The following is a 20,409-nucleotide window of genomic DNA, read 5'->3' on the forward strand; positions in this document are numbered from 1 at the left end:
AGATGAAAAGGTCAGGGACAGCAGATTTACCGCTTCACTATGGCCATATTCCGAAATGGCTTTCCCTGCGAATGTCACGTCTTGGACTGGCTATTACGGAAGCTATTATTACAGAATATGGCACTGCCGAAGTATTGCGCAGGTTAAGTGACCCGTTTTGGTTTCAAAGCCTGGGCGCGGTCATGGGAATGGACTGGCATTCTTCGGGGATTACAACTTCGGTAATGGGCGCTTTGAAAAGTGCAATTAATCCGCTTTCCAAAGAACTTGGCCTATATATCTGCGGAGGAAAAGGTAAATCGTCCCGCCAGACTCCACAGGAACTTCTGCATTACAGCGACCGTAACGGTCTCAATGGGACAGACCTGGTACGTTGCAGTAAACTAAGCGCAAAAGTAGATAATACAGCTATACAGGATGGTTTTCAATTGTACATGCACAGCTTTATTGTCAATACCGATGGTTTATGGTCAGTTGTTCAGCAAGGCATGCAGGATGGAAGTTCTACAGCCCGTCGTTACCACTGGCATTCGGCAGAAATGAAGTCTTTTGTTGATGATCCGCATACTGCTATTTGTGGGGTTAACCAGGGGACAATTATGAATATGGTTACTCAGGCAGCTCAGCCCGCCCGTTTATCCATGCTATCTATGACTACAGAACATCCCTCGCGGATGATTGCTGAAATACAGCATCTCGTTTTGCCAAACCACCATGAGGTAAAAGCCAAAGATGTAGATCTGAAGCGGCTGGGCGCGATGTTGTGGCTGACCCATGAAAGACAGCCTGCCGATTTTGAAGAATTGCTGTTACTGGAAGGAATGGGACCAAGAACTTTACAGTCTATGGCATTAGTGAGTGAGGTCATTTATGGCACGCCTTCCCGCTTTAAAGATCCTGCGCGTTTCTCTTTCGCGCATGGAGGTAAAGACGGGCACCCTTTTCCAGTACCACTGAAAGTTTATGACGAGACCATCAGTGTTTTAACAAAAGCAGTTAACAAGGCTAAGATCGGAGAATCTGATAAACTGCAAGCGATTCAAAAACTGGGCGAATTGTCCCGGCAGGCAGAGAAAGATTTTATTCCAAATGATAATTTTGAGGAACTTTTGGAAAGAGAACGGAATAACTCTTGGAAATATGGAGGAAAAACGATTTTTGGTGATGCAAAACCGCCTAAAGGAGGTCAATTAGACCTGTTTTAGGCATTATTTCTCTATATTTAAGCGAGTCCGGTTTAATTTTGAAAAACCGTTAAACTATAATTGACGTTTGTTGTCATAAATACGTCGTATAAACTGAATCTATATTATTTTTGAAGCTACAATGAGTTACTGGCAACGAGGTTTATGCCTTCTTTACATTTTTCTTTTTTCCGGATGTGGAATCCTGGTAAAAACCAGGGCAACCAATCACCATGGGGTTGAGACTGACGATTTTAATCTCCCGGTAATTAATTACCCAAGTGCTATTCCATCATCCAAAAGGTTACTTCTTCTTTTCTCCGGAGACGGGGGCTGGCTGGACTTTGAAGATCAGTTGGCTACAGGCTTTGCACAAAAAGGATTTCATACCATTGGTTTTAATTCCAGAAGCTATTTCTGGGACGGTAAAACGCCGCAGCAAACGGCAGATGATGTTGCCTTATTAATTTACAAATATTCTACGCTCTACAATACCAGGGTAATTTATCTGGCAGGTTATTCTTTTGGGGCAGATGTTGTCCCTTTCATCTATAACCGTTTACCTGAGGCAATGAAAAACAAAGTTGTCGCATTGGAGCTGATGTCTCCTTATTTCACATCTGATTTTAAGGTGCATACGTCCGATCTGCTGAATTTAGCCGGCGATGACAGGCAATATAAGGTTCAGCCTGAAATTGAAGCTGTAAACGTCCCGATTTTTTGTTTCTATGGAAAGAAGGAAGATCCAAAGCCAATGGAGAAATTACAGAAAAAGAATTTTACGTTAAAGATCTTACCGGGTGATCATCATTATGATGTTTCCTCTCATCAGGAAATTTTTAAAGCATTACGCGGATTAAGAAGAAATCAATTTTTTAGAGAACACGGATTATGGATGCTATAGTAATTACAGAAAAAGGTGGGCCTGAAGTTCTTAAGTTAGAACAAGTAGCTAATCCTGTACCCCAGGGAAACGAGGTTTTGATTAAAGTATATGCAGCGGGGTTAAACCGGAGTGATATTATGTCAAGAAAGAGTAATCCTTATGGAACAGATACGGTCAGGGAAATTCCCGGACTGGAAATATCGGGTGTGGTGGAAGCTATCGGTCCAGAGGTAAAGCGCTGGAAAACTGGTGATCGTGTTTGTGCATTGATTGCTGGCGGAGGATATGCTCAATACAGAGCTGTAGATGAAAGATTATGTCTTCCTGTGCCTGATGGTTTATCTTTTGAAGAGGCTGCAACTTTGCCTGAAACCATTTTTACAATCTGGTCTAATGTATTTAAAGATGCTGCTTTTAAAGCTGGTGAAAACTTTCTGATTCATGGCGGAACCAGTGGGATAGGGGTAACCGCTATACAAATGATTGTGGCTATGGGTGGAAAAGCTTATGCAACCGCTGGTACAGTAGAAAAGTGTCAGTTTTGTGAAGACCTCGGTGCAACTATAGCGGTAAATTATAAAACAGAAGACTTTGTAGCCCTGCTTAAACCTGTAGGGATTGATGTGATCCTGGATATGACGGGAGGGGACAATACTTTGAAAAATATGGATATACTGAATCCGGACGGACGGATTATTTTCATTAATGCAATGAATGGGGCTAAATCTGAGATCGATATTTTGCAGATGATGAGTAAGCGGATAATGCTTACCGGAAGCATGCTTAAGCCCAGAACAGCTGACTATAAAGCGATGCTTGCAGCAGAAATTGAGCAAACTATATGGCCGCTGATTGCAACAGGAAAAATAAAACCAATTATCTATAAAGTATTTCCACTGGCAGAGGCCGGGGATGCACAGCAATTAATGGAGAGCAGTACACATATTGGCAAAATCGTATTAAAAATAGCGTAATTGAGGGCAATCCTCTTTGAAAAGTAATTTATTCTGTATGATCGGAAAAAAAACAATTGGTAGCTGTAAAAACAGATCAATTACTAATTACATTTGTGACTGGATCATCATATAATACAGTAATGAATCACCATATCGCAAGAATACAGCAGGTTATTGAGCCGCTAAGACAAGAAATTATTAATCATAAAGTTTATTCAGTAATCAATAATCTGGATGATCTTAAAGTTTTTATGCAATACCATGTTTATGCGGTGTGGGACTTCATGTCATTGCTTAAATCGTTACAAATCGGTTTAACCTGTACAACTACGCCGTGGTTTCCTGTGGGAAATGCAAATACAAGATATCTGATCAATGAAATTGTTGCTGGTGAAGAATCAGACGTTGATGGAGCAGGTATCCGTAAAAGTCATTATGAGATGTATTTGGAGGCGATGTCACAATGTGGTGCTGATGTTACAGCTATCTATAAATTTGTAGAGAATTTAAAAGAAACAGGATCACTGACCACTGCTTATGAAGCAGCAGGAGTGCCGGAAGAAGCACGTTCTTTTGTTGACTTTACTTTTAAGGTGATTAACGGTGGAAAATCTCATTTGCAATCAGCTGCTTTTACTTTTGGCAGGGAAGATCTGATCCCACATATGTTTATATCTATAGTAGGCGATTTAAATAAGAAATTCCCTGATCAGTTATCCCTGATCAAATATTATCTGGACAGACATATTGAGGTGGATGGAGATCACCATAGTCATTTAGCACTGGAAATGACCGCTGAGCTTTGCGGAGATGATGAAGCAGCGTGGAAAGCCGCAGAAGAGGTTACTGTAGCTTCATTGCAGCAGCGGATCAATTTGTGGAACGGTGTTTATAAAGAGATAACGGGGACTAAATAAGCGAGATAAAGCATAAAAAAACCTGTAAGGTTATTTTATGCTATTCTTTTTATGCTTTATATTGGCAATTGCGTTAATCACAAATGCCAATATAATTGAAACCAGAATAAAGTTGAATGATAGATATATTCCGTTTAATTTAATATTGGTTATCTTATTAAAGAATGCGGCGGGATAAGTACTTATAATGGTAATTTTAGTAGATATAACTGGAAGTAATGCTGTGGAATTTTTATTTAATGCAGCAATTGCATAAAAAAACAATAAACTAATAAAGAGTATTGCGCTTAGTGTTATGATTCTTTTTTTCATTTATTTGATATAGGCAAAGCAAAGATTAATGACTGATCGTTCTTGTTGTTGACTCGAATATATATTCTTCTCTATTATTATCTGCAATGATTTTGTATATAGAATTTACATGAGCATTATCAGGATAAATTCTTTTGAAATCACTAATTAATTTTAACCCTCTTTCTCTTTCCCGAACAATAAAAAATAGTAGTGAGTAACCGGAATTATCTTGTATTGCCTGCTCAGACATGCCAGAAATACATTTGATATTTAATTTACCCAGATAGTTTTTTACAATTTCATAATCTTGATTAGATAAAACTATTTCCTTATTTTTTTCATGTAGGATACCTCTTTTAATTCTCATATCCTGATCATCCTGATGCCTGGCTAACCATAAATTACAAATATCAATTTGCTCCTTTAGGAAGCCTGTTTTAACTGAATAAGGTTTTTCGTTCATGGATTTTATACAGTCGAGTAGATTCAGATACGATCTTTTATAATCCGGATCGAGCAGAATAGCATGTCTTAAATCCTTTTTCGCTGATATAAGTACAGATTCTCTGACTTTACCACTAATTGTTTCGTAAAGTGTATTTGAAGCACTATTATTTATCTTTATGACTTCTTGATTCGATGTTTTATAATTGTAATCGATTTTTTTTTGTGCATTAGCAACGGATATATAGCTATTAAATAGTATTAGGGTCAAGATTGGAGTAAATAGATTTTTTTTAATTAGATCAAGCGACATAAGGAAATAAATAGAACTAAATTGATTCTTTTTCTACATCAAGAGTTTGAATCTTTTTGTAGGTTTCTGCAAGTTTTTTATCATTTGGAAATGTTTTACAAAGGCTCTCCATTATATCTAAAGATTTCTTACGTTCCCCTATAATCAGATAGGTATGTGCATTCGTGATCACTTGCGTCATTTCTTGTTTAGGCATTTTATTACTGATACTTATATGATCTTTATCAAGTTTATCTTTAATGATTTTAAAATCTTTATTTGCAAGTTCTTGATTTTTAGTCCGGTGTCACAATACACCTCTTTTTAATCGGGTTTCGTCATCTTGAGGATGATTTTTAAGCCATTCCGAGCAGGTATTGATTATTCCCTGTGGCTCATATAACATTTGATAAGACCCCATCAAAACCTGATAAGCAACAAACTTGGTGCTATCCAATCGAATGGCTTTCTTTGTTAAGAGAATGCTTTTCTTAAGATTGTTATTTTTTTGAATCAGACTTCCATCTCCAACATCATATATCAAGTTGCCAGCCTAATTAATCAACTTGAGCCTCTGCTTTTTTATCGGTCATTTTTTGACCGAAAGAAATACTCTGTTTAACGTAATTATTTCTTTCTGGCATCTTACCAGGCTTATAAAGTAAATCACCTGCTTCATTAATTAATTTCTGAGCTTCAGCTTTCTGAGCAGTTGTGTTTTGACTATATGACATGCCTGTGAGAGAGAAATATAACATAATGAATAATACGATTCTCATTTTTATAGTATTGCATTAGATGCCTTTATCTTGAAATGTAGTAGTTGTATTTTGTCAAATTTAGACTGAATAGATATTTGCCAGATTTTTTCTTATTGAAGTAAGGATATTATAGATTGTTAATATTTAGAATAGCCTGCGTCGATAAAGCTCCGCAGGCTATTCCTATTTATTGAAAAGTTGAGCTAAGAACTGCGTTTTCGATTGCTGTTTTATCTTCAACTTTATCAAAGTACCATGTCATCGTAAAGAGATAACCTTTTCTGTAGGCAAGTATGGTTTGATTTACGCCTGTATATCCATCTCTTGTATAAATTATTGATCTGAAATCCTGTGAACCAACTGTTAAAGTTTGAACCTTTGTATCCATTTTAGTAGATGGATAGGTTTTCTTTAATACTGTTAAAATATTCCTGGTGAAATCATCAAGGTTCTTCACGCTTTTACTGGCTAATGAAACACTGTCTTCAATCATGCTTCTGAACATTGGCCCTGTGTTGTCACCTTTGCTAAAGCTCATCAATTGAGTGGCTGCTGAGCCATTAAGTTTGTGATTGGCAGTTTTTTCTAAACGTTTAAACAATTCTGCTTTATCCTTTGAAGTTTCTATATGCCAGCCTGCCGGAACATCCATACTCCATCCAATTGTCTTATTAATATACTTGCCATTCACCAGACTATCTGTCTGAGCCGATAAGTTAAAGTTGACAAATAATAGTAAGGCAATGATGATTTTTATCTTGTTATTCATTTTTAGGTTTTAGTAATTGTATTATTTCTTCTTGATTGTCCCAAAATGACGGAACAAAATATAGTCTTTTGTTACCATCGAATTTAAAAGTAAGAATTTTATCATCCTTAAACGCCTTCTTAGGGTTTAATTCTTCATTAATAATAATCTTGTCTATAGTAGTCTCAAAATTATACTCTTGTCCCTGTAATCCTTTAGAACAAACAAAGATCACTTTGTTGTTTGTTAACTTAATTTCTGTAACGGTATATTTTACTATGGATAAAAGCTGTATCCCACTAATAATAAATATTTTCACAATAAGGACTACACCTACAAATGCACCAACTAAATAACCTTTCTCCCCTGGCGGAGTAGATAAAGAATTTACAAATACGACAATTCCTAGTAGACCAAAAATTATTGGTACAAAAACAAATAAACTTTTCTTGATTTTCTTTATGAAATTTTCAAGAAAAAATAAGCCATCAGGGTTTATATTGAAAAAAAACATATTTTAATTAGTGCCATATTGATAAGCGCAATAAGTTAACAGTATTTAGGATAAAATTAGCGGCAGTACGTATGCTTTCATCTAGTACGTTTTAAATCTTTCTTTGCAGAGATAAGTGCATTTTCTCAACTTTACGAATAATCATTTAGAAAAGCATTTTGGATGCATCGTTATTTGTTTTTCTGACTTCTTGATTCAAGAATTTGTAATTGTAATCAAATTTTTTCTGCGCATTGACTATGGAGATATTGAGACTAAGTAGTATAAAAAACACGGTTGAAGTAATTAGAATTTGGTTGATTTTATCTGCACATAGATATAATACTATTATCGAAAACGTCACCTTTTATCTACAAATTATAGCTTATAGTTGCTCTGGAATGCGATATAATGAAATAACCTGAGGATTTTCCGACAAGTTATTTCATTAATTGGGAATTGTTTTAAGGTAATCTCTTGTACTCTAAACCCCTGTAAAATTAAACATCTTCTCTTCAATATCTACATCTCGGATTTCCTTATATCCCTCATTAAATTTTTTATCATCTGGAAATGCCTTAGAAAGATTGTTCATTATCTCTAAAGACTTTTTTCTTTCTCCCATTAAGAGATACGTATATGCATTTGACACAACACCGGCTACTTCTTTCTTGGATAATTTATTGCTAATTTTTATTTGTTCTTTTTCTAATGTATTTTTAATCAACCTGAAATCTTGCTCAGCAAGCTTTTGTTTTTTTATTCTATGATATATTATGCCTCTTCTTAAACGCATATCAATATCATTAGGATGACTATTTATCCATTCTGAACAAGCATCTATACCCCCTTGAGTATCCTTAAGCATTGAATAAGATCCGATTAGAACTTCATATGCTACTCGCCTATCGTTGCCTAGCTGGATTGATTTTTTTGCCAAAACAATACTTTGTTTGAGATTACTATTTTGTTGCGCTAGACTTCCATCGCCAATATCATACATTAAATGACTTGCTTGATTAAGTAATTTGCCAGCCTCCGCTTGTTTATCAATTGTATTCTGTCCATATGAAATATTTACAATAGAAATAAATAATATGGCTGTAAATAAAATCCTCATTTTTCTAAATTAATTGTGCAAATTTAAGGTTGCTTGTCCACTCTGGTTGGTATTAGTTAATAATAATCCTGCTGCGTCTCTAGTCGTTGTACCAAGTCTAATTTCAAATTTAACAGTTTGAGATCCATCAAACGAATTAGGTAAGATAATAGACCCATTTGTAGGTATCATATTAGGATCTGAGAATGACATACCATTTGTAGAATATTTTGAGTCATTTAAGCTAAATGAATTGTAATAGTTTCCATTTATATATACATTAACAGTACCATGAGCCTCTGGATTTGTTCCATCTGGTATTTTTACATTAAATCCAGCAGCTGCAATCCAATTTCCAGAAATGTCTTTAGCGACTCCTATACCACCTGTAGCAGTCATAGCTGCAATACTAATTCCTTGGTTTTCTTGTAAGTAAGCACCTACGCCATCAATAAAACCAAAACCTAAAGTCATTTCTTGGGAGATTGAAGAGGCTGTTAAAGGTCCAAATACAATTGATGGTACAGGCCCTGGGCCATTATTCCCGTTAGGATTTGAAGAAGAACTGTTATCCATTGAAGGAGTATTTCCAGCACCAGTAAATCCACCTAAACCATATCCACTATTAAATCCACTGTTTTTACCGTCACTTACATAGCCGCCTCCACCACCCAATGAACCTGTATAAACTGAATCCGGATCAATTGGTGGATCCTTTGGTGGGAATTTACCTCCCAATATGCTTTTTACTGACTCACGATCAAGTACTTCCATCTCTCTTTCTAACTCATCGAACGACAAATTTGTTGTTGTGTTTTTCATGTTTTTTTATTTTTCGGGTTACGTAGGTTAATCAGATGGCTAAAGGTATTATAAAATATATTATCATTTAATAATTTATAAATAAATAATTATACTTTAGTGCTCTCTATTGATTACCTATGACGTTAAGAAAATTTCCATCAGACAGGCAACTGGATATGATGGACTGTGGACCTGCCTGCCTGAAAATGATAGCCAAGTACCATGGTAAATTTTACTCCCTTCAATACCTGCGGGATAAATGCGGGATTACTAAAGAGGGTATTTCTTTTCTGGATCTGAGTCATGCTGCGGAAAGCATAGGTTTACGTACCTTATCTCTAAAATGCAGTATTGAAGACTTGCAATACAAAATTCCTCTTCCAGTGATCATTCATTGGGACAATAGCCATTTTATCATTGTTTACAGAGTAACACCTAAACATATTTATGTATCAGATCCCGGAAGGGGGCATCTGAAATACAAAGTAAAGGAATTTGCTGATAAATGGCTTGAACAAGGAAAGCCAAAAGGAGTTTTAATGGCGATAGAGCCACAGGCTGATTTCTATCAACGACAACCCAATGAGAAAAGAGACCGGAGAAAAACACTAAGTCATTTTTTAAGCTATTTCGCACCTTATAAAAAGAGCTTTATAAATCTGTTTATCGTGATGCTGCTCGTTACGATACTTCAGGGATTTTTACCTTTTATTGCCAAGTCAGTTATAGATGTTGGTATCCAAACACATGACCTGGACTTTATCAATATAGTTCTCCTTGCTAACGTGGCAATTTATATCAGTATCCTTCTTTCCAATATCGTGCGGGATTGGATTATGCTGCATGTTACTTCCAGAATTGATATTGCGTTAATTTCTGATTACCTGATTAAGCTCATGCTGTTGCCAATTACCTTCTTTGAAAATAAGCAGACTGGTGATATCTTACAAAGAGCACAGGATCACGAACGTATCCGAAGCTTCATCATGAATAATTCGCTTAATATGGTTTTTTCCATTTTAACCTTTTTTGTTTTTGGTGTTATTTTATTCATATACAATACCCTGATTTTTGGAATTTTCTTAGCAGGAAGTGTATTATATGTGCTATGGGTCGTTGCTTTTTTAAAAGTAAGAAAGAAGTTAGATTGGGAATATTTTGAACTGGTGAGTAAGAATCAGAGTTACTGGGTAGAAACTATCGGAGCAATACAAGATATCAAGATCAATAACTACGAGAAATCAAAAAGGTGGAAATGGGAAGATATACAAGCAAGGTTATATAAAGTAAACCTCAGAGTGCTAAATGTGACCAATACCCAAAACCTTGGCGCGCAGTTTATAGATAGTCTGAAAAATCTATTTATTACTTTTTTCTGTGCTAAGGCTGTAATCAAAGGTGAAATGACTTTTGGGGTGATGATTTCAACTCAGTTTATTATTGGGATGCTCAACGGGCCTGTGGTGCAGTTTATACAATTTATCATTTCATTTCAATTTGCACAGATAAGTTTTCTCCGTCTGAATGAGATTCATCAATTGGAAGATGAACACGAAAATGTAGGTTCAAATGCTATTGATTTACCAGAGAACAAAAGCCTGATTCTGAATAATGTGTCTTTTCAATATACCCCTACTGGCCCGGTGATACTCAAAGGAATACGCTTATTGATTCCCGAAGGAAAAGTAACAGCTATTGTAGGTGATAGCGGTTGTGGGAAATCGACTTTACTTAAACTATTGCTGAGGCTCTATAAACCATCCTATGGCGACATACAGATAGGCAATATGAATGTGAACAATATTAGCTTAAAGCAATGGCGTGACAAATGCGGTGCGGTTATGCAGGATGGGAAAATATTTAATGATACTATATTGAATAATATTGTCCTGGATGATGAGAAAATAGACTACTCCAAACTAAAAAAAGCCTTAGAGACAGCAAACATTGCCTCCGAGATAGAGCAGTTGCCGCTTGGTTATCAGACAGTGATGGGCGAGCAGGGAAGAGGGCTTAGCGGAGGCCAAAAACAACGTGTTTTAATTGCCAGGGCACTCTATAAAAATCCGGATTATTTGTTTTTCGATGAGGCGACTAATTCACTGGACACCTTAAATGAACAGAAAATAGTCAATGCACTTGATGATGTTTTTAAAGAAAAAACGGTTATCGTTGTCGCTCACAGGTTAAGTACGATACGCAAAGCAGATCAGATTGTTGTCATGCAGGCTGGTATGGTGGTTGAAATTGGCAATCATGAGCTATTGATGCAAAGTAAAGGCAGGTATTTTCAACTCGTACAATCACAAATGGAATTAACTGCTATAGATACTCCACCTATTCCATTAATTACGGAAAACAATTAAGCAGGCGCATCCGGTTTTTTCCCACTAATTGATCAAACACAAATGAACGAAGAAGAAATATATCACTCCAATCAGCGTACAGAACAAGTACAGGATATTATAGAACGTATGCCCATAAGATTTGGATTCTGGGTAAGCTTAATAGTCCTGTTTATATTTATCATGTTGCTTCTTTTCGGCTGGTTAGTACGCTATCCGGACGTTGTAACAGGACAAATTGTTATCAATGCAAATAATGCGCCTTTAAAGCTCATCGCGAACAACAGTGGCAAGCTAAAGCTGAACGGAGTGAAGTCTATGGATCAGATCAAAGAGGGGCAGGTGATCGCTTATATTGAAAATCCTACACGGTTAGAAAATGTTCTTTTGATCGAGCGTATCCTTAAAGACTATAATCCCAATGCAGATACAATTACGCGTGTTTTTGCAAAACTACCACCCAATTTTTCCATGGGTGACCTGAATATAAAGTATTATTCTTTTGTCAATAGCTTGCAAAACTACATTAACTACAGGGACAATAAACTGATGGACAAACAAGATTCTAATTTAAGAATCCTGCAATCAGAACAAAGGAATGCAATTACATCCGCAGAGAAACGTGTAGAGATGAGTATCAATAATTTAAAATATGTTTACAAATCTTATTGGCGTGATTCTTTACTTTTTATTAAAAAAGTCATTAGTGAATCTGAGTTTGACAAAACTAACCTGAGCTACATTGCGGCCAAAGATGGGTATCAGTTTTCTTTAAATAACATGATTAATGCGAAGCAATCGGAACAGCAGACCGGTGGTAAAAGACAAGAACTTTCAGTTCAGAAACCTGAAAAACAGATTGAATTGCGCATGGCGGTTATTTCGGCATTTAATGACCTCCAGGATAATATTAAAAGCTGGGAGCAGAAATATATTTTCAGGTCTCCTTTTTCCGGGAAAGTTCAGTTCCTGAAATTTTACACAGATGATCAGTTCATTACAAGTGGTGAACCTGTATTTACGATTGTTGCTAAAGAAGAAAAGGCGCTAGGGCAAGTCTCATTACCGGCTATAGGCTCAGGTAAGATTAAAATCGGACAAGAGGTAATTGTGAAATTGGATAACTTCCCTTATATGGAATATGGATCAATCAAAGGACGGGTAAATTCTATCTCATTGACAACTAATATCACTAAAACTGAAAATAGTAATATTGATACCTATATGGTGCTGGTCGATTTTCCCGATCAGTTAAAAACCAATTATGGGAAAGAGTTAGACTTTAGGGCGGAAGCTAAAGGCACAGCTGAAATTATTACGAATGACAGGCGTTTAGTACAAAGGTTTTTTGACAACTTAAAGTATGTATTAAATAAGTAAGTTCTATTCCCTTAATCATACAAATAAGTCCTCTTAAACTTCAGGTCTGATAATTTGACATACCCGAAAAGTTGTTTCCCATTTGACATCATGGTCGCAAAACCCCAGTCTCCTTCATAAAGTTCTTCGATATTAATGACCTCAGGTGTATTCGCATAACCTTTCTTTCTTGATTTGTCATCTGGTTTGCTGTAGAAATAGCAAATATCTGCGGAAACAATATATTCCCCGGTCACATTATCCGCAATCTTGACATAAATGCCATTGAAACGATCTGTGAGTTGATAATTATCGCAATCCTGAAAATTTGCTGCTAATGAATCTTTGAGAAACGTGAGAGATACTTTGCATATTAATGATTTTTTATCTGCCTTGATGGTGGTTTTATTATCTGTCAATATTCCTGTCCCTGTAAACTGACCATAGGTTCCAGCTTTGTTGTTCCAGTTAGCAAGAATATTTATTTCCACCTGATCGTCGGTTCTCCTGACTGATATATTACTCGAAGTACCATTCTCCTTATTTGTTAATTTATAAGTAGCCGACTGAGAGAATATTTTTTGCGAAGAGAATAAAAGGACGATGAAAAAGATATATTTCATTAATTATTAATATATAATTTAATTTTTTATTCTGATTAGCTATAACAAGTACTGCTACCCATATGTTTTGAAGAATGACTTTTATTTTTTGAACAGTTTAGTTAGATTGGGCATTATGAATATAACAATAAGAGAAATTCAGCCAAAGGATAATGCTGCAATGGCAGTAATTCTAAAAACAAGTCTGGAAGAGTTTGGTCTGAATATTCCAGGAACAGCTTATTTTGATGAGAGTACAAATCATTTATATGAATCTTTTCTTGTGGCAGGCAGTAAATATTTTGTTGCTGAACAGGGAAACGAAATTTTGGGTGGAGTAGGGTTGTACCCTTCAAATGGACTGCCTGAAGATACAGTTGAACTGGTAAAAATGTACTTGGCACCAGCACACAGAGGTAAGGGATTAGGTAAAATATTGATGCAAAAATGTATTGCGCTGGCAGAAGAACTGGGCTATAAAAATATTTATCTTGAATCCATGCCTGAACTTTCTGCTGCGGTTTCTGCTTATGAGAAATTGGGCTTTAAACTATTGGATAAGCCAATTGGTAACACAGGACATTATTCCTGTTCCATCTGGATGTTATACCAAGTAGTTCCCCGCTAAATCTGCTGACCTTATTTTAGTCAATTGATTAATTTTTTTTCTAAGTATTTGTTTATTAATTTAATGAATAAATTGAACGGGGTTTTGATATACATGATGAATTGTTCATCCCGGTATGTTTAAAGCCTTTTTTGAGTTAAGGGAACCTAAATAAGGTATGTTGTTCATTTTATGTAATATGAATAGATAAAGTAAATGGCACGCTTATAGACTATTTAATTAATAGTGTAATATAATACGCGATTATTTAAATAGATACTTAATCACAAGCTATGCTTCTACTCATTGTAGTCTTCCCTATAAAGACAAATCCCCTTTCTGTAATTAGTATTGCCAGTAGCCAGGAAAAAGAATTAATCAAAGATCTGAAATTAATGAATATAAGAGCATTCTCTTTCTTATATCAGCAGTATTCATCAGCACTGTTATCCATTATCATAAAGATTGTGAAATCCAGAGAAACAGCAGAAGATGTTTTACAGGAAACCTTTTCGAAAGTGGCATCGAGAATTGACCAGTATGATGAAACTAAAGGCAGATTATTTACCTGGATGGCGAGGATTGCAAGAAATAAAGCCCTGGACCAGATAAAGGCACGCGGATCGGCTAACAGTGCCAAAAACATAAAAATAGAGGAAATCATGGATCTGGTGGAAATGAATTACGTCTGTTATTACAATCCTGATACTATAGGGATCGGACAATTGACTACCACATTAAACCCTTTTCAGAAAGAAGTGCTGGATCTGGTTTATTTTCAAGGCTACTCCCATGCTGAAACTGCTAAGCTCCTTAATATTCCAATTGGTACAGTTAAGACCAGAATAAGGATTTCTATCTTGACATTAAGAAAATACTTTACTGTACCGCTGGTGTTTGATTTATAATAACACCTTTAAAAAAAATAATAGATAAAGTGCTCATTAAAATCTACTCATCGAATTTTAATGGAATTCTAATTTAAACTATCCAATATTCTTTAACTCCTATAGCTATGAAATTTAAAACTCATACTTATGAAAAAGATCGCAAAAATTAGTCTTTTGTTTTTAGCAATGACTTTTGCCAGAACAGCTGCATTTGCGCAGATTAGTGTAGGCATTAACATATCTGCAAGAATTGCTCCGCCAACACTCCCGGTTTATTCACAACCTCCTTGTCCGGCAGATGGTTATTTATGGACTCCAGGTTACTGGGCTTATGACGACGCTGATGGTTATTACTGGGTTCCGGGTGTATGGGTGCACCCACCACGTGCAGGTGTATTATGGACGCCTGCGTATTGGGGCTTTGACGGTGGGGTCTATAGCTTTCACTCTGGCTACTGGGGCTCTCATATTGGCTTTTACGGCGGTATAAATTATGGCTTTGGTTATGGTGGTTCAGGTTTTTATGGCGGAAGATGGGAGGGAGGATCCTACAGGTATAATACAGCCATCACCAATGTAAATACTACTGTCGTTCATAATACCTATATCAATAAGACGGTAATCAATAACAATACAGTAAATAACAACCGTACAAGCTTTAATGGCCAGGGAGGTGTAAATGTTCAGCCACGTGAAGAAGAACGCAGGGCAATGAACGAAAGCCATATACAGCCAACTGCCTCTCAATTATCTCATCAGCAATCGGCAGGTAAGGATCATAATCAGTTCGCTAATGTAAATCATGGTAAGCCTGGAAATCCAGCAATGGAAAGAATACATCACAATGGAGGAATGAACAACCATCAGGCGAATGAGAATAATCCAATGAAAAATGACAGGCAGGTTAATGGAGACAATGCGATGAAAGGTGATAAACTGGCTAATGGTGCTAAATCACCTCAGCAATGGCATCCTGGAATTAACAGGCATCCAAATGCTATGCAACAACAGCTACAACAACCAAATCATGTGCAGCAGCCACATCCTAATCAACAACATCGTATGCAACAACCTCATCCGCAACATGAAGGTCATCAGCCTCATGAAGGTAACCCACACCGGGAAGAAAAAGAACATAGGTAACATTAAAAAGGCCTCTTATATGCATATAAGAGGCCTTTTTAATGTTATTCAGATAATAACCTGATTTCATGATCACCGATGGTAATCAAACGCTCTTTGTAAAGCGCGCCTGTTGTTTTCTTGAAAGCTTTTTTGCTGATCTTCAATAGGTCATAAACCTCTTCCGGGGAACTTTTATCACCTAAAGCGATCAGGCCCTGGTTTTCTTCCAGCATTTTAATCAGAACTTCCTTAGTATCCAGAATATGACCATAACCCATAGGCTGTAAACTCAGGTCAATCTTTCCTTCTACTCTAACCTTTTTAATCCATCCTTTTCTTACTTCTCCAGGATTAAGCTGATCAAATAATTCATTCTGATATAATAATCCTATATACTTATTATCAACAATTGCGTTGTAACCTAAATCACTCCGGTCTGCAATTAATAAGCTTACTTCATCACCTTCTTCAAAATTGATTTCTTCTTCTTCCACATAATTCGTTAATCTGGATGAAGCCACCATACGGTCATTGCTATCATCAAGGAAAACATAAACTACATGTTTATCACCCTTGAACATCGGGCGTTTTTGTTCCTTTTCAGGTACATATACATCTTTATCGATACCGATATCCATGAAAACACCATTCTCACCATCTTCAACAACAGTCAGGTAAGCAAAATCGCCTACACAAGCCAGAGGTTTTTGTGTGGTTGCATGAAGTTTTCCATCTTTATGCATGTAAATAAAAACATTGATATTATCTCCAATTTCCGCATCCTTAGGAACGTGGTTGTAGGGCAATAGCGCTTCCTTATCGCCATCAGACAGTATTAGTCCTGATTCTGTCTTGTTTATAATTCTTAACTCGTTGTATTGTCCTATCTGTATCATTGGTATTTCTTAATATTCAATCTGCAAAGGTAGCAATATCAGCAAGAATATGAGAACATCTTTCCACTACATGTGTTATAAATATATCATTAAACCCTGATCATAAACCGATATAAAGAATGAACGACCCAATTATTCCTCCATTGAAAACTGCCTTTCCACCAATTGTTGATCAAAACTGTAAGGTACTGTTACTGGGCACTATGCCTGGTGACCGATCGCTAAGTCTTCAGCAATACTACGGTCATGGAGGTAATCATTTCTGGAAATTGATCTATACACTTTTTCAGCAACCCGTTGAAGCGGAATATGAGGCCAGGAAAAGATTCTTGCTCGATCATGGAATTGCATTATGGGATGTGCTGGAATCCTGTACCTGCGAAGGTAGCCTGGATAGTAATATTAAGAATGAAGTAGTCAATGACTTTGCGGCCTTTTACCAGCAATATCCCGCTATCACAGAAATATTTTTTGATAGCAGGAAAGCAGAACAATTTTATCTTAAGCACGTAAAGAAAAGTGAGGATAAGAATTATCATTTGTTACCCTCTCCAAGCCGTGCAAATGCCTCAAAAACATTTGAACAAAAGTTGGAGCTATGGAAGGAGCTTCTGCCTTATGTTAAATTATAAGAAGCAATAATTTAACGATTTAAATATAAACTCCTTCTTATATTTGCGGTATAAATGAAGGATACAATCACTAAAAACAAACACAGAATATATCTAAGTCTCTTTTTCTTTATGTCCGGATTCAGTTTTGCAACCTGGGCATCAAGAATTCCAACTATCAAAATGGCCTTTGGCTTTAATGAGGCTGAACTCGGGACGATCTTACTGGCTATGCCAATCGGCTCTTTAATCGGTCTGCCAATATCGGGCTGGCTGGTTTCCAAATACAATAGCCGTGTTCCCCTTGCTGTTGGCTATGGCTTAAATGCGGTTGCACTGGCAATTATCGGATTTTCTCAAAACACCTTTAGTCTGGTTGTTGCGGTTGTCTTGTTTGCTTTTACGACACGAATTTTTAATATTTCAGTCAATACACAGGCTATTACACTGCAAAAGCAATTCAGTCAAAAAATTATTGGCTCTTTTCACGGCTTCTGGAGTACCGGCGGAATTGCCGGAGTCGCATTTTCGACACTGTTGCTGACCTACAATGTTTCCCTGCACATGCACTTATTGATTGTAGCGATCATGTGCTTAGTGATTACCTGTTATTCTTATCAGTTTTTGTTAAAAGGAGACCGGTCTGAAAAGGGTAATAAAATTATTGTAGGTAAGCCTGATCCTTATATTCTATATCTCGGATTTATCATCTTTTTTGCTGCGATATGTGAAGGAGGAATGTTTGACTGGAGTGGGATTTACTTCCAGGAAGTACTACATGTAGAAATCTTTACTTATGGCTATTTAATCTTCATGACCTTTATGGCGGCCTCAAGATTCTTGTCCGATCTGATCATTTCAAGAATTGGAATGCCAGCGACCTTTTTGATGTGTGCATTCCTTGTTGTTTCGGGAATTTCGCTTGCTATTATTGTACCGCAGTTCTGGCCAGCTATGATTGGGTTTTCGATGGTTGGCTTTGGTACAGCTGCAGTGGTGCCTATGAGTTATGCTTTAGCAGGTGCTTCCAGCAAATATTCGCCAGGAATGGCTATCTCAATTATTGCCACTTATGCAATTACCGGAATGTTGCTTGGACCGCCGATTATAGGATACCTTGCACACGCTTTCGGGCTGAGAGTCGCATTTATTATTTTTGGTTTCAGCGGATTAATGCTGATACCGATTTCGCAGTTATTCTTCAGGTATCAGAAGAAAATGACGACTATGTCCGAGAAACCAGAGTAGCAAAATAGAATAGAATAGAATAGAATAGAATAGAATAGAATAGCAAAATAGAATAGAAAATCAGTATAGTAGCCTAAGGAAATATAACCCAGGAGAACTGAATAATTTAACTAAAATATATGGATCAGCTCATTGATAACGTCAAGCAAGTCAGAACAAATTTTATTGAAAGTATAGGCGGTTTATCAGCCGAACAATTAAATAAAATACCAGAAGGGTTTAATAATAACATCATCTGGAATATGGCACATCTGGTTGCTGCTCATCAGGGAATCTCTTACCTCAGAGCAGGACTGGAAACTTTCGTGGACAAAGAATTTTATCTGAGTTATACCGGAGGAACCAAACCAAATGGCATTGTTTCTGAAGAAAAAATTGCGGAGATCAAGTCCTTATTAATCACTACACTCGATCAATTTAAAGTTGACTATCATAATCGGATATTTGATAACTATAAAGGATGGACTACCCGTTATGGTGTTAATTTGAACAGTATTGACGATGCAACAAACTTCCTTAGTTTCCACGAAGGCATGCACTTAGGCTACATTATGGCGCTAAAAAGATTAATCTTAAAAAATATTTAAAGTCATACATAATAATATCAAATTATAAACGTCTATATATTTGAGAGCGTTAATTTAGATGGCGGGGATACTGCGAGAGTGGGGTCCCCGCTTCTTTTTAGACAAATATTTTTATGGCAAACTTCGCAGAAATTATTAATTCAGATAAACCAGTATTGGTAGATTTCTCTGCCGAATGGTGTGGCCCTTGTAAAATGATGGCTCCGATCCTGCAACAACTTAAAGGGATGCTGGGGGACCGGGCAACAATTTTAAAAGTTGACGTCGATAAAAATCAGGCAGTTTCCAGTAAATATCAAATTCAGGGTGTACCTACTTTAATCCTTTTCAAAAATGGAGAGATCAAATGGAGGCAGTCTGGCGTAATTCCTGCAAATCAGTTACAAGGAATTATAGAAAGACATTTATAGAAATACACACATAACGCTTATAATTCTTTAGCCTTGTATCTTCTTAAATCTATGTCTGTAACATAGAAATAACCTTGTGCATTTCCAGATACATTACCTTGTGCATTTACCGGCACACTGGAAAAAAGACCGCTCCAGTCCGTTTCCAGGAAAACATCATAGAGATACCTCGCATATCCTTTGGAAAGAGAGAATTTGTAAATGGTAATCACATCCTCGCTCAGTAAATTAAAATCGCGTTTAAGATTGTTCAGTGGATATAAAGAGTTAGGCGAACCCAGAAAGTGGGTGTAATTATAATACTGTATCCCATCAAACTTTGAAGGATTCCATACCGGTATTCCCGTATAATTTATCCACCATTTATTAGGATTCAGATAGCCAAAAGTATGTTTTGGTATAGTTCCATCATAAGAACCGCTGCTATTGATTTTTACCTTTAATGGTAAAAAGTCATCTACAATATTAACCACCTGCCTTAATGTATCAACTGCTGTATAAGTTTTACTGTTATAGGTAATAGTCAGTGTATAAGCCTTATTGTAATTTGGGCTATTGTTATTTGTTGCAGAATATAAACCGGGCGTTGCTGTTTCTTTGAAAATGATATCCGTTTTACTATCATTTACGGTGATTACTGCCTTTGAAATTGCTGCTGGCATTGCGCCCAGTGCTAAAGAAGGTTTACTCAGCTTAATATACTGAGTTTTTGTTAACGTATTAATCCCCCCTTCCACAGCAAGATCATATTGATGTTTAGGATTATCAAACGAAATCTTATCATTCTTTTTACAAGCACTAAGCAGCGCTGTACAGAAAAACAAAATGTGGAGATAATGCTGCGTTTTCAT

Annotated in this window: 23 protein-coding genes; 13 read left to right on the forward strand and 10 right to left on the reverse strand. The window is 36.5% G+C overall.

What is annotated here, in order from left to right; genetic code table 11:
• Window positions 1-2 precede the first annotated feature (2 nt).
• The 4 genes from ABIB30_RS12955 to ABIB30_RS12970 all read left to right on the forward strand — a co-directional run bounded on the left by ABIB30_RS12955 (window position 3) and on the right by ABIB30_RS12970 (window position 3,943).
• The gene (locus tag ABIB30_RS12955) at window positions 3-1,205 is read left to right on the forward strand and encodes a DUF763 domain-containing protein (RefSeq protein ID WP_354302634.1); all 1,203 of its coding nucleotides are present in this window, start codon (window positions 3-5) and stop codon (window positions 1,203-1,205) included.
• A gap of 121 nt (window positions 1,206-1,326) precedes the next feature.
• Window positions 1,327-2,088: an AcvB/VirJ family lysyl-phosphatidylglycerol hydrolase gene (locus ABIB30_RS12960; RefSeq protein WP_354302637.1), complete on the forward strand. Its 762-nt coding sequence runs from the start codon at window positions 1,327-1,329 to the stop codon at window positions 2,086-2,088.
• Window positions 2,076-3,044, forward strand: coding sequence for an NAD(P)H-quinone oxidoreductase (locus ABIB30_RS12965; protein WP_354302638.1), 969 nt, complete (start codon window positions 2,076-2,078; stop codon window positions 3,042-3,044). Before ABIB30_RS12960 ends, ABIB30_RS12965 begins: the two co-directional genes overlap by 13 nt.
• Window positions 3,045-3,166: 122 nt before the next feature.
• Window positions 3,167-3,943, forward strand: coding sequence for a DUF3050 domain-containing protein (locus tag ABIB30_RS12970; RefSeq protein ID WP_354302640.1), 777 nt, complete (start codon window positions 3,167-3,169; stop codon window positions 3,941-3,943).
• 337 nt (window positions 3,944-4,280) lie between these two features.
• Here the strand turns inward: ABIB30_RS12970 and ABIB30_RS12975 are convergent, their stop codons facing one another.
• From ABIB30_RS12975 to ABIB30_RS13005, 7 genes are all read right to left on the reverse strand, one after another.
• Window positions 4,281-4,994, reverse strand: coding sequence for a hypothetical protein (locus tag ABIB30_RS12975; RefSeq protein WP_354302642.1), 714 nt, complete (start codon window positions 4,992-4,994; stop codon window positions 4,281-4,283).
• Between the two features lie 16 nt (window positions 4,995-5,010).
• Window positions 5,011-5,190: a hypothetical protein gene (locus ABIB30_RS12980; RefSeq protein ID WP_354302644.1), complete on the reverse strand. Its 180-nt coding sequence runs from the start codon at window positions 5,188-5,190 to the stop codon at window positions 5,011-5,013.
• Between the two features lie 340 nt (window positions 5,191-5,530).
• A complete protein-coding gene (locus tag ABIB30_RS12985; protein ID WP_354302646.1) occupies window positions 5,531-5,752 on the reverse strand; it encodes a hypothetical protein in 222 nt (73 codons plus the stop codon).
• A gap of 169 nt (window positions 5,753-5,921) precedes the next feature.
• Complete coding sequence (locus ABIB30_RS12990) at window positions 5,922-6,503, reverse strand: hypothetical protein (protein WP_354302648.1); 582 nt, start codon at window positions 6,501-6,503, stop codon at window positions 5,922-5,924.
• Window positions 6,496-6,996, reverse strand: coding sequence for a hypothetical protein (locus ABIB30_RS12995; RefSeq protein ID WP_354302650.1), 501 nt, complete (start codon window positions 6,994-6,996; stop codon window positions 6,496-6,498). Before ABIB30_RS12995 ends, ABIB30_RS12990 begins: the two co-directional genes overlap by 8 nt.
• 463 nt (window positions 6,997-7,459) lie before the next feature.
• A complete protein-coding gene (locus ABIB30_RS13000) occupies window positions 7,460-8,095 on the reverse strand; it encodes a tetratricopeptide repeat protein (RefSeq protein ID WP_354302652.1) in 636 nt (211 codons plus the stop codon).
• 9 nt (window positions 8,096-8,104) lie between these two features.
• Window positions 8,105-8,896 (reverse strand): hypothetical protein, encoded by a 792-nt coding sequence (locus tag ABIB30_RS13005; protein ID WP_354302654.1) that lies wholly within the window; start codon window positions 8,894-8,896, stop codon window positions 8,105-8,107.
• Window positions 8,897-9,015: 119 nt separating this feature from the next.
• Here ABIB30_RS13005 and ABIB30_RS13010 point away from each other — a divergent pair, with 119 nt between their 5' ends.
• Window positions 9,016-11,244 (forward strand): peptidase domain-containing ABC transporter, encoded by a 2,229-nt coding sequence (locus ABIB30_RS13010; protein ID WP_354302656.1) that lies wholly within the window; start codon window positions 9,016-9,018, stop codon window positions 11,242-11,244.
• Window positions 11,245-11,286: 42 nt separating this feature from the next.
• Window positions 11,287-12,603 carry an HlyD family secretion protein gene (locus ABIB30_RS13015; protein WP_354302658.1) on the forward strand — a complete coding sequence of 439 codons (1,317 nt, stop codon included), beginning with the start codon at window positions 11,287-11,289 and terminating at the stop codon, window positions 12,601-12,603.
• An 11-nt stretch (window positions 12,604-12,614) separates the two neighbouring features.
• Here the strand turns inward: ABIB30_RS13015 and ABIB30_RS13020 are convergent, their stop codons facing one another.
• Complete coding sequence (locus ABIB30_RS13020; protein WP_354302660.1) at window positions 12,615-13,205, reverse strand: hypothetical protein; 591 nt, start codon at window positions 13,203-13,205, stop codon at window positions 12,615-12,617.
• Window positions 13,206-13,320: 115 nt separating this feature from the next.
• Here ABIB30_RS13020 and ABIB30_RS13025 point away from each other — a divergent pair, with 115 nt between their 5' ends.
• The 3 genes from ABIB30_RS13025 to ABIB30_RS13035 all read left to right on the forward strand — a co-directional run bounded on the left by ABIB30_RS13025 (window position 13,321) and on the right by ABIB30_RS13035 (window position 15,824).
• Window positions 13,321-13,812, forward strand: a complete 492-nt coding sequence (locus ABIB30_RS13025) for a GNAT family N-acetyltransferase (RefSeq protein WP_354302662.1) — start codon at window positions 13,321-13,323, stop codon at window positions 13,810-13,812.
• A 272-nt stretch (window positions 13,813-14,084) separates the two neighbouring features.
• The gene (locus ABIB30_RS13030; protein WP_354302664.1) at window positions 14,085-14,699 is read left to right on the forward strand and encodes an RNA polymerase sigma factor; all 615 of its coding nucleotides are present in this window, start codon (window positions 14,085-14,087) and stop codon (window positions 14,697-14,699) included.
• A gap of 129 nt (window positions 14,700-14,828) precedes the next feature.
• Window positions 14,829-15,824, forward strand: coding sequence for a hypothetical protein (locus tag ABIB30_RS13035; protein WP_354302666.1), 996 nt, complete (start codon window positions 14,829-14,831; stop codon window positions 15,822-15,824).
• A gap of 44 nt (window positions 15,825-15,868) precedes the next feature.
• Here ABIB30_RS13035 and ABIB30_RS13040 read toward each other — a convergent pair whose 3' ends face one another.
• Window positions 15,869-16,702 (reverse strand): CvfB family protein, encoded by an 834-nt coding sequence (locus ABIB30_RS13040; protein WP_183867412.1) that lies wholly within the window; start codon window positions 16,700-16,702, stop codon window positions 15,869-15,871.
• A gap of 119 nt (window positions 16,703-16,821) precedes the next feature.
• On the opposite strand from ABIB30_RS13040, the gene ABIB30_RS13045 reads away from it, so the two are divergent.
• From ABIB30_RS13045 to trxA, 4 genes are all read left to right on the forward strand, one after another.
• Window positions 16,822-17,334 (forward strand): DNA-deoxyinosine glycosylase, encoded by a 513-nt coding sequence (locus ABIB30_RS13045; protein ID WP_354302668.1) that lies wholly within the window; start codon window positions 16,822-16,824, stop codon window positions 17,332-17,334.
• Window positions 17,335-17,388: 54 nt separating this feature from the next.
• Complete coding sequence (locus tag ABIB30_RS13050) at window positions 17,389-18,561, forward strand: MFS transporter (RefSeq protein ID WP_354302670.1); 1,173 nt, start codon at window positions 17,389-17,391, stop codon at window positions 18,559-18,561.
• Between the two features lie 119 nt (window positions 18,562-18,680).
• Entirely contained in the window at window positions 18,681-19,148 is a 468-nt protein-coding gene (locus tag ABIB30_RS13055) for a DinB family protein (RefSeq protein WP_354302672.1), read from the forward strand.
• 113 nt (window positions 19,149-19,261) lie between these two features.
• Entirely contained in the window at window positions 19,262-19,558 is a 297-nt protein-coding gene (trxA, locus tag ABIB30_RS13060; RefSeq protein WP_354302674.1) for a thioredoxin, read from the forward strand.
• Between the two features lie 17 nt (window positions 19,559-19,575).
• On the opposite strand, the gene ABIB30_RS13065 is transcribed toward trxA, so the two are convergent.
• The gene (locus tag ABIB30_RS13065) at window positions 19,576-20,409 is read right to left on the reverse strand and encodes a hypothetical protein (RefSeq protein WP_354302675.1); all 834 of its coding nucleotides are present in this window, start codon (window positions 20,407-20,409) and stop codon (window positions 19,576-19,578) included.

The organism is Pedobacter sp. UYP1 (assembly GCF_040547305.1).
GTDB lineage: Bacteria > Bacteroidota > Bacteroidia > Sphingobacteriales > Sphingobacteriaceae > Pedobacter.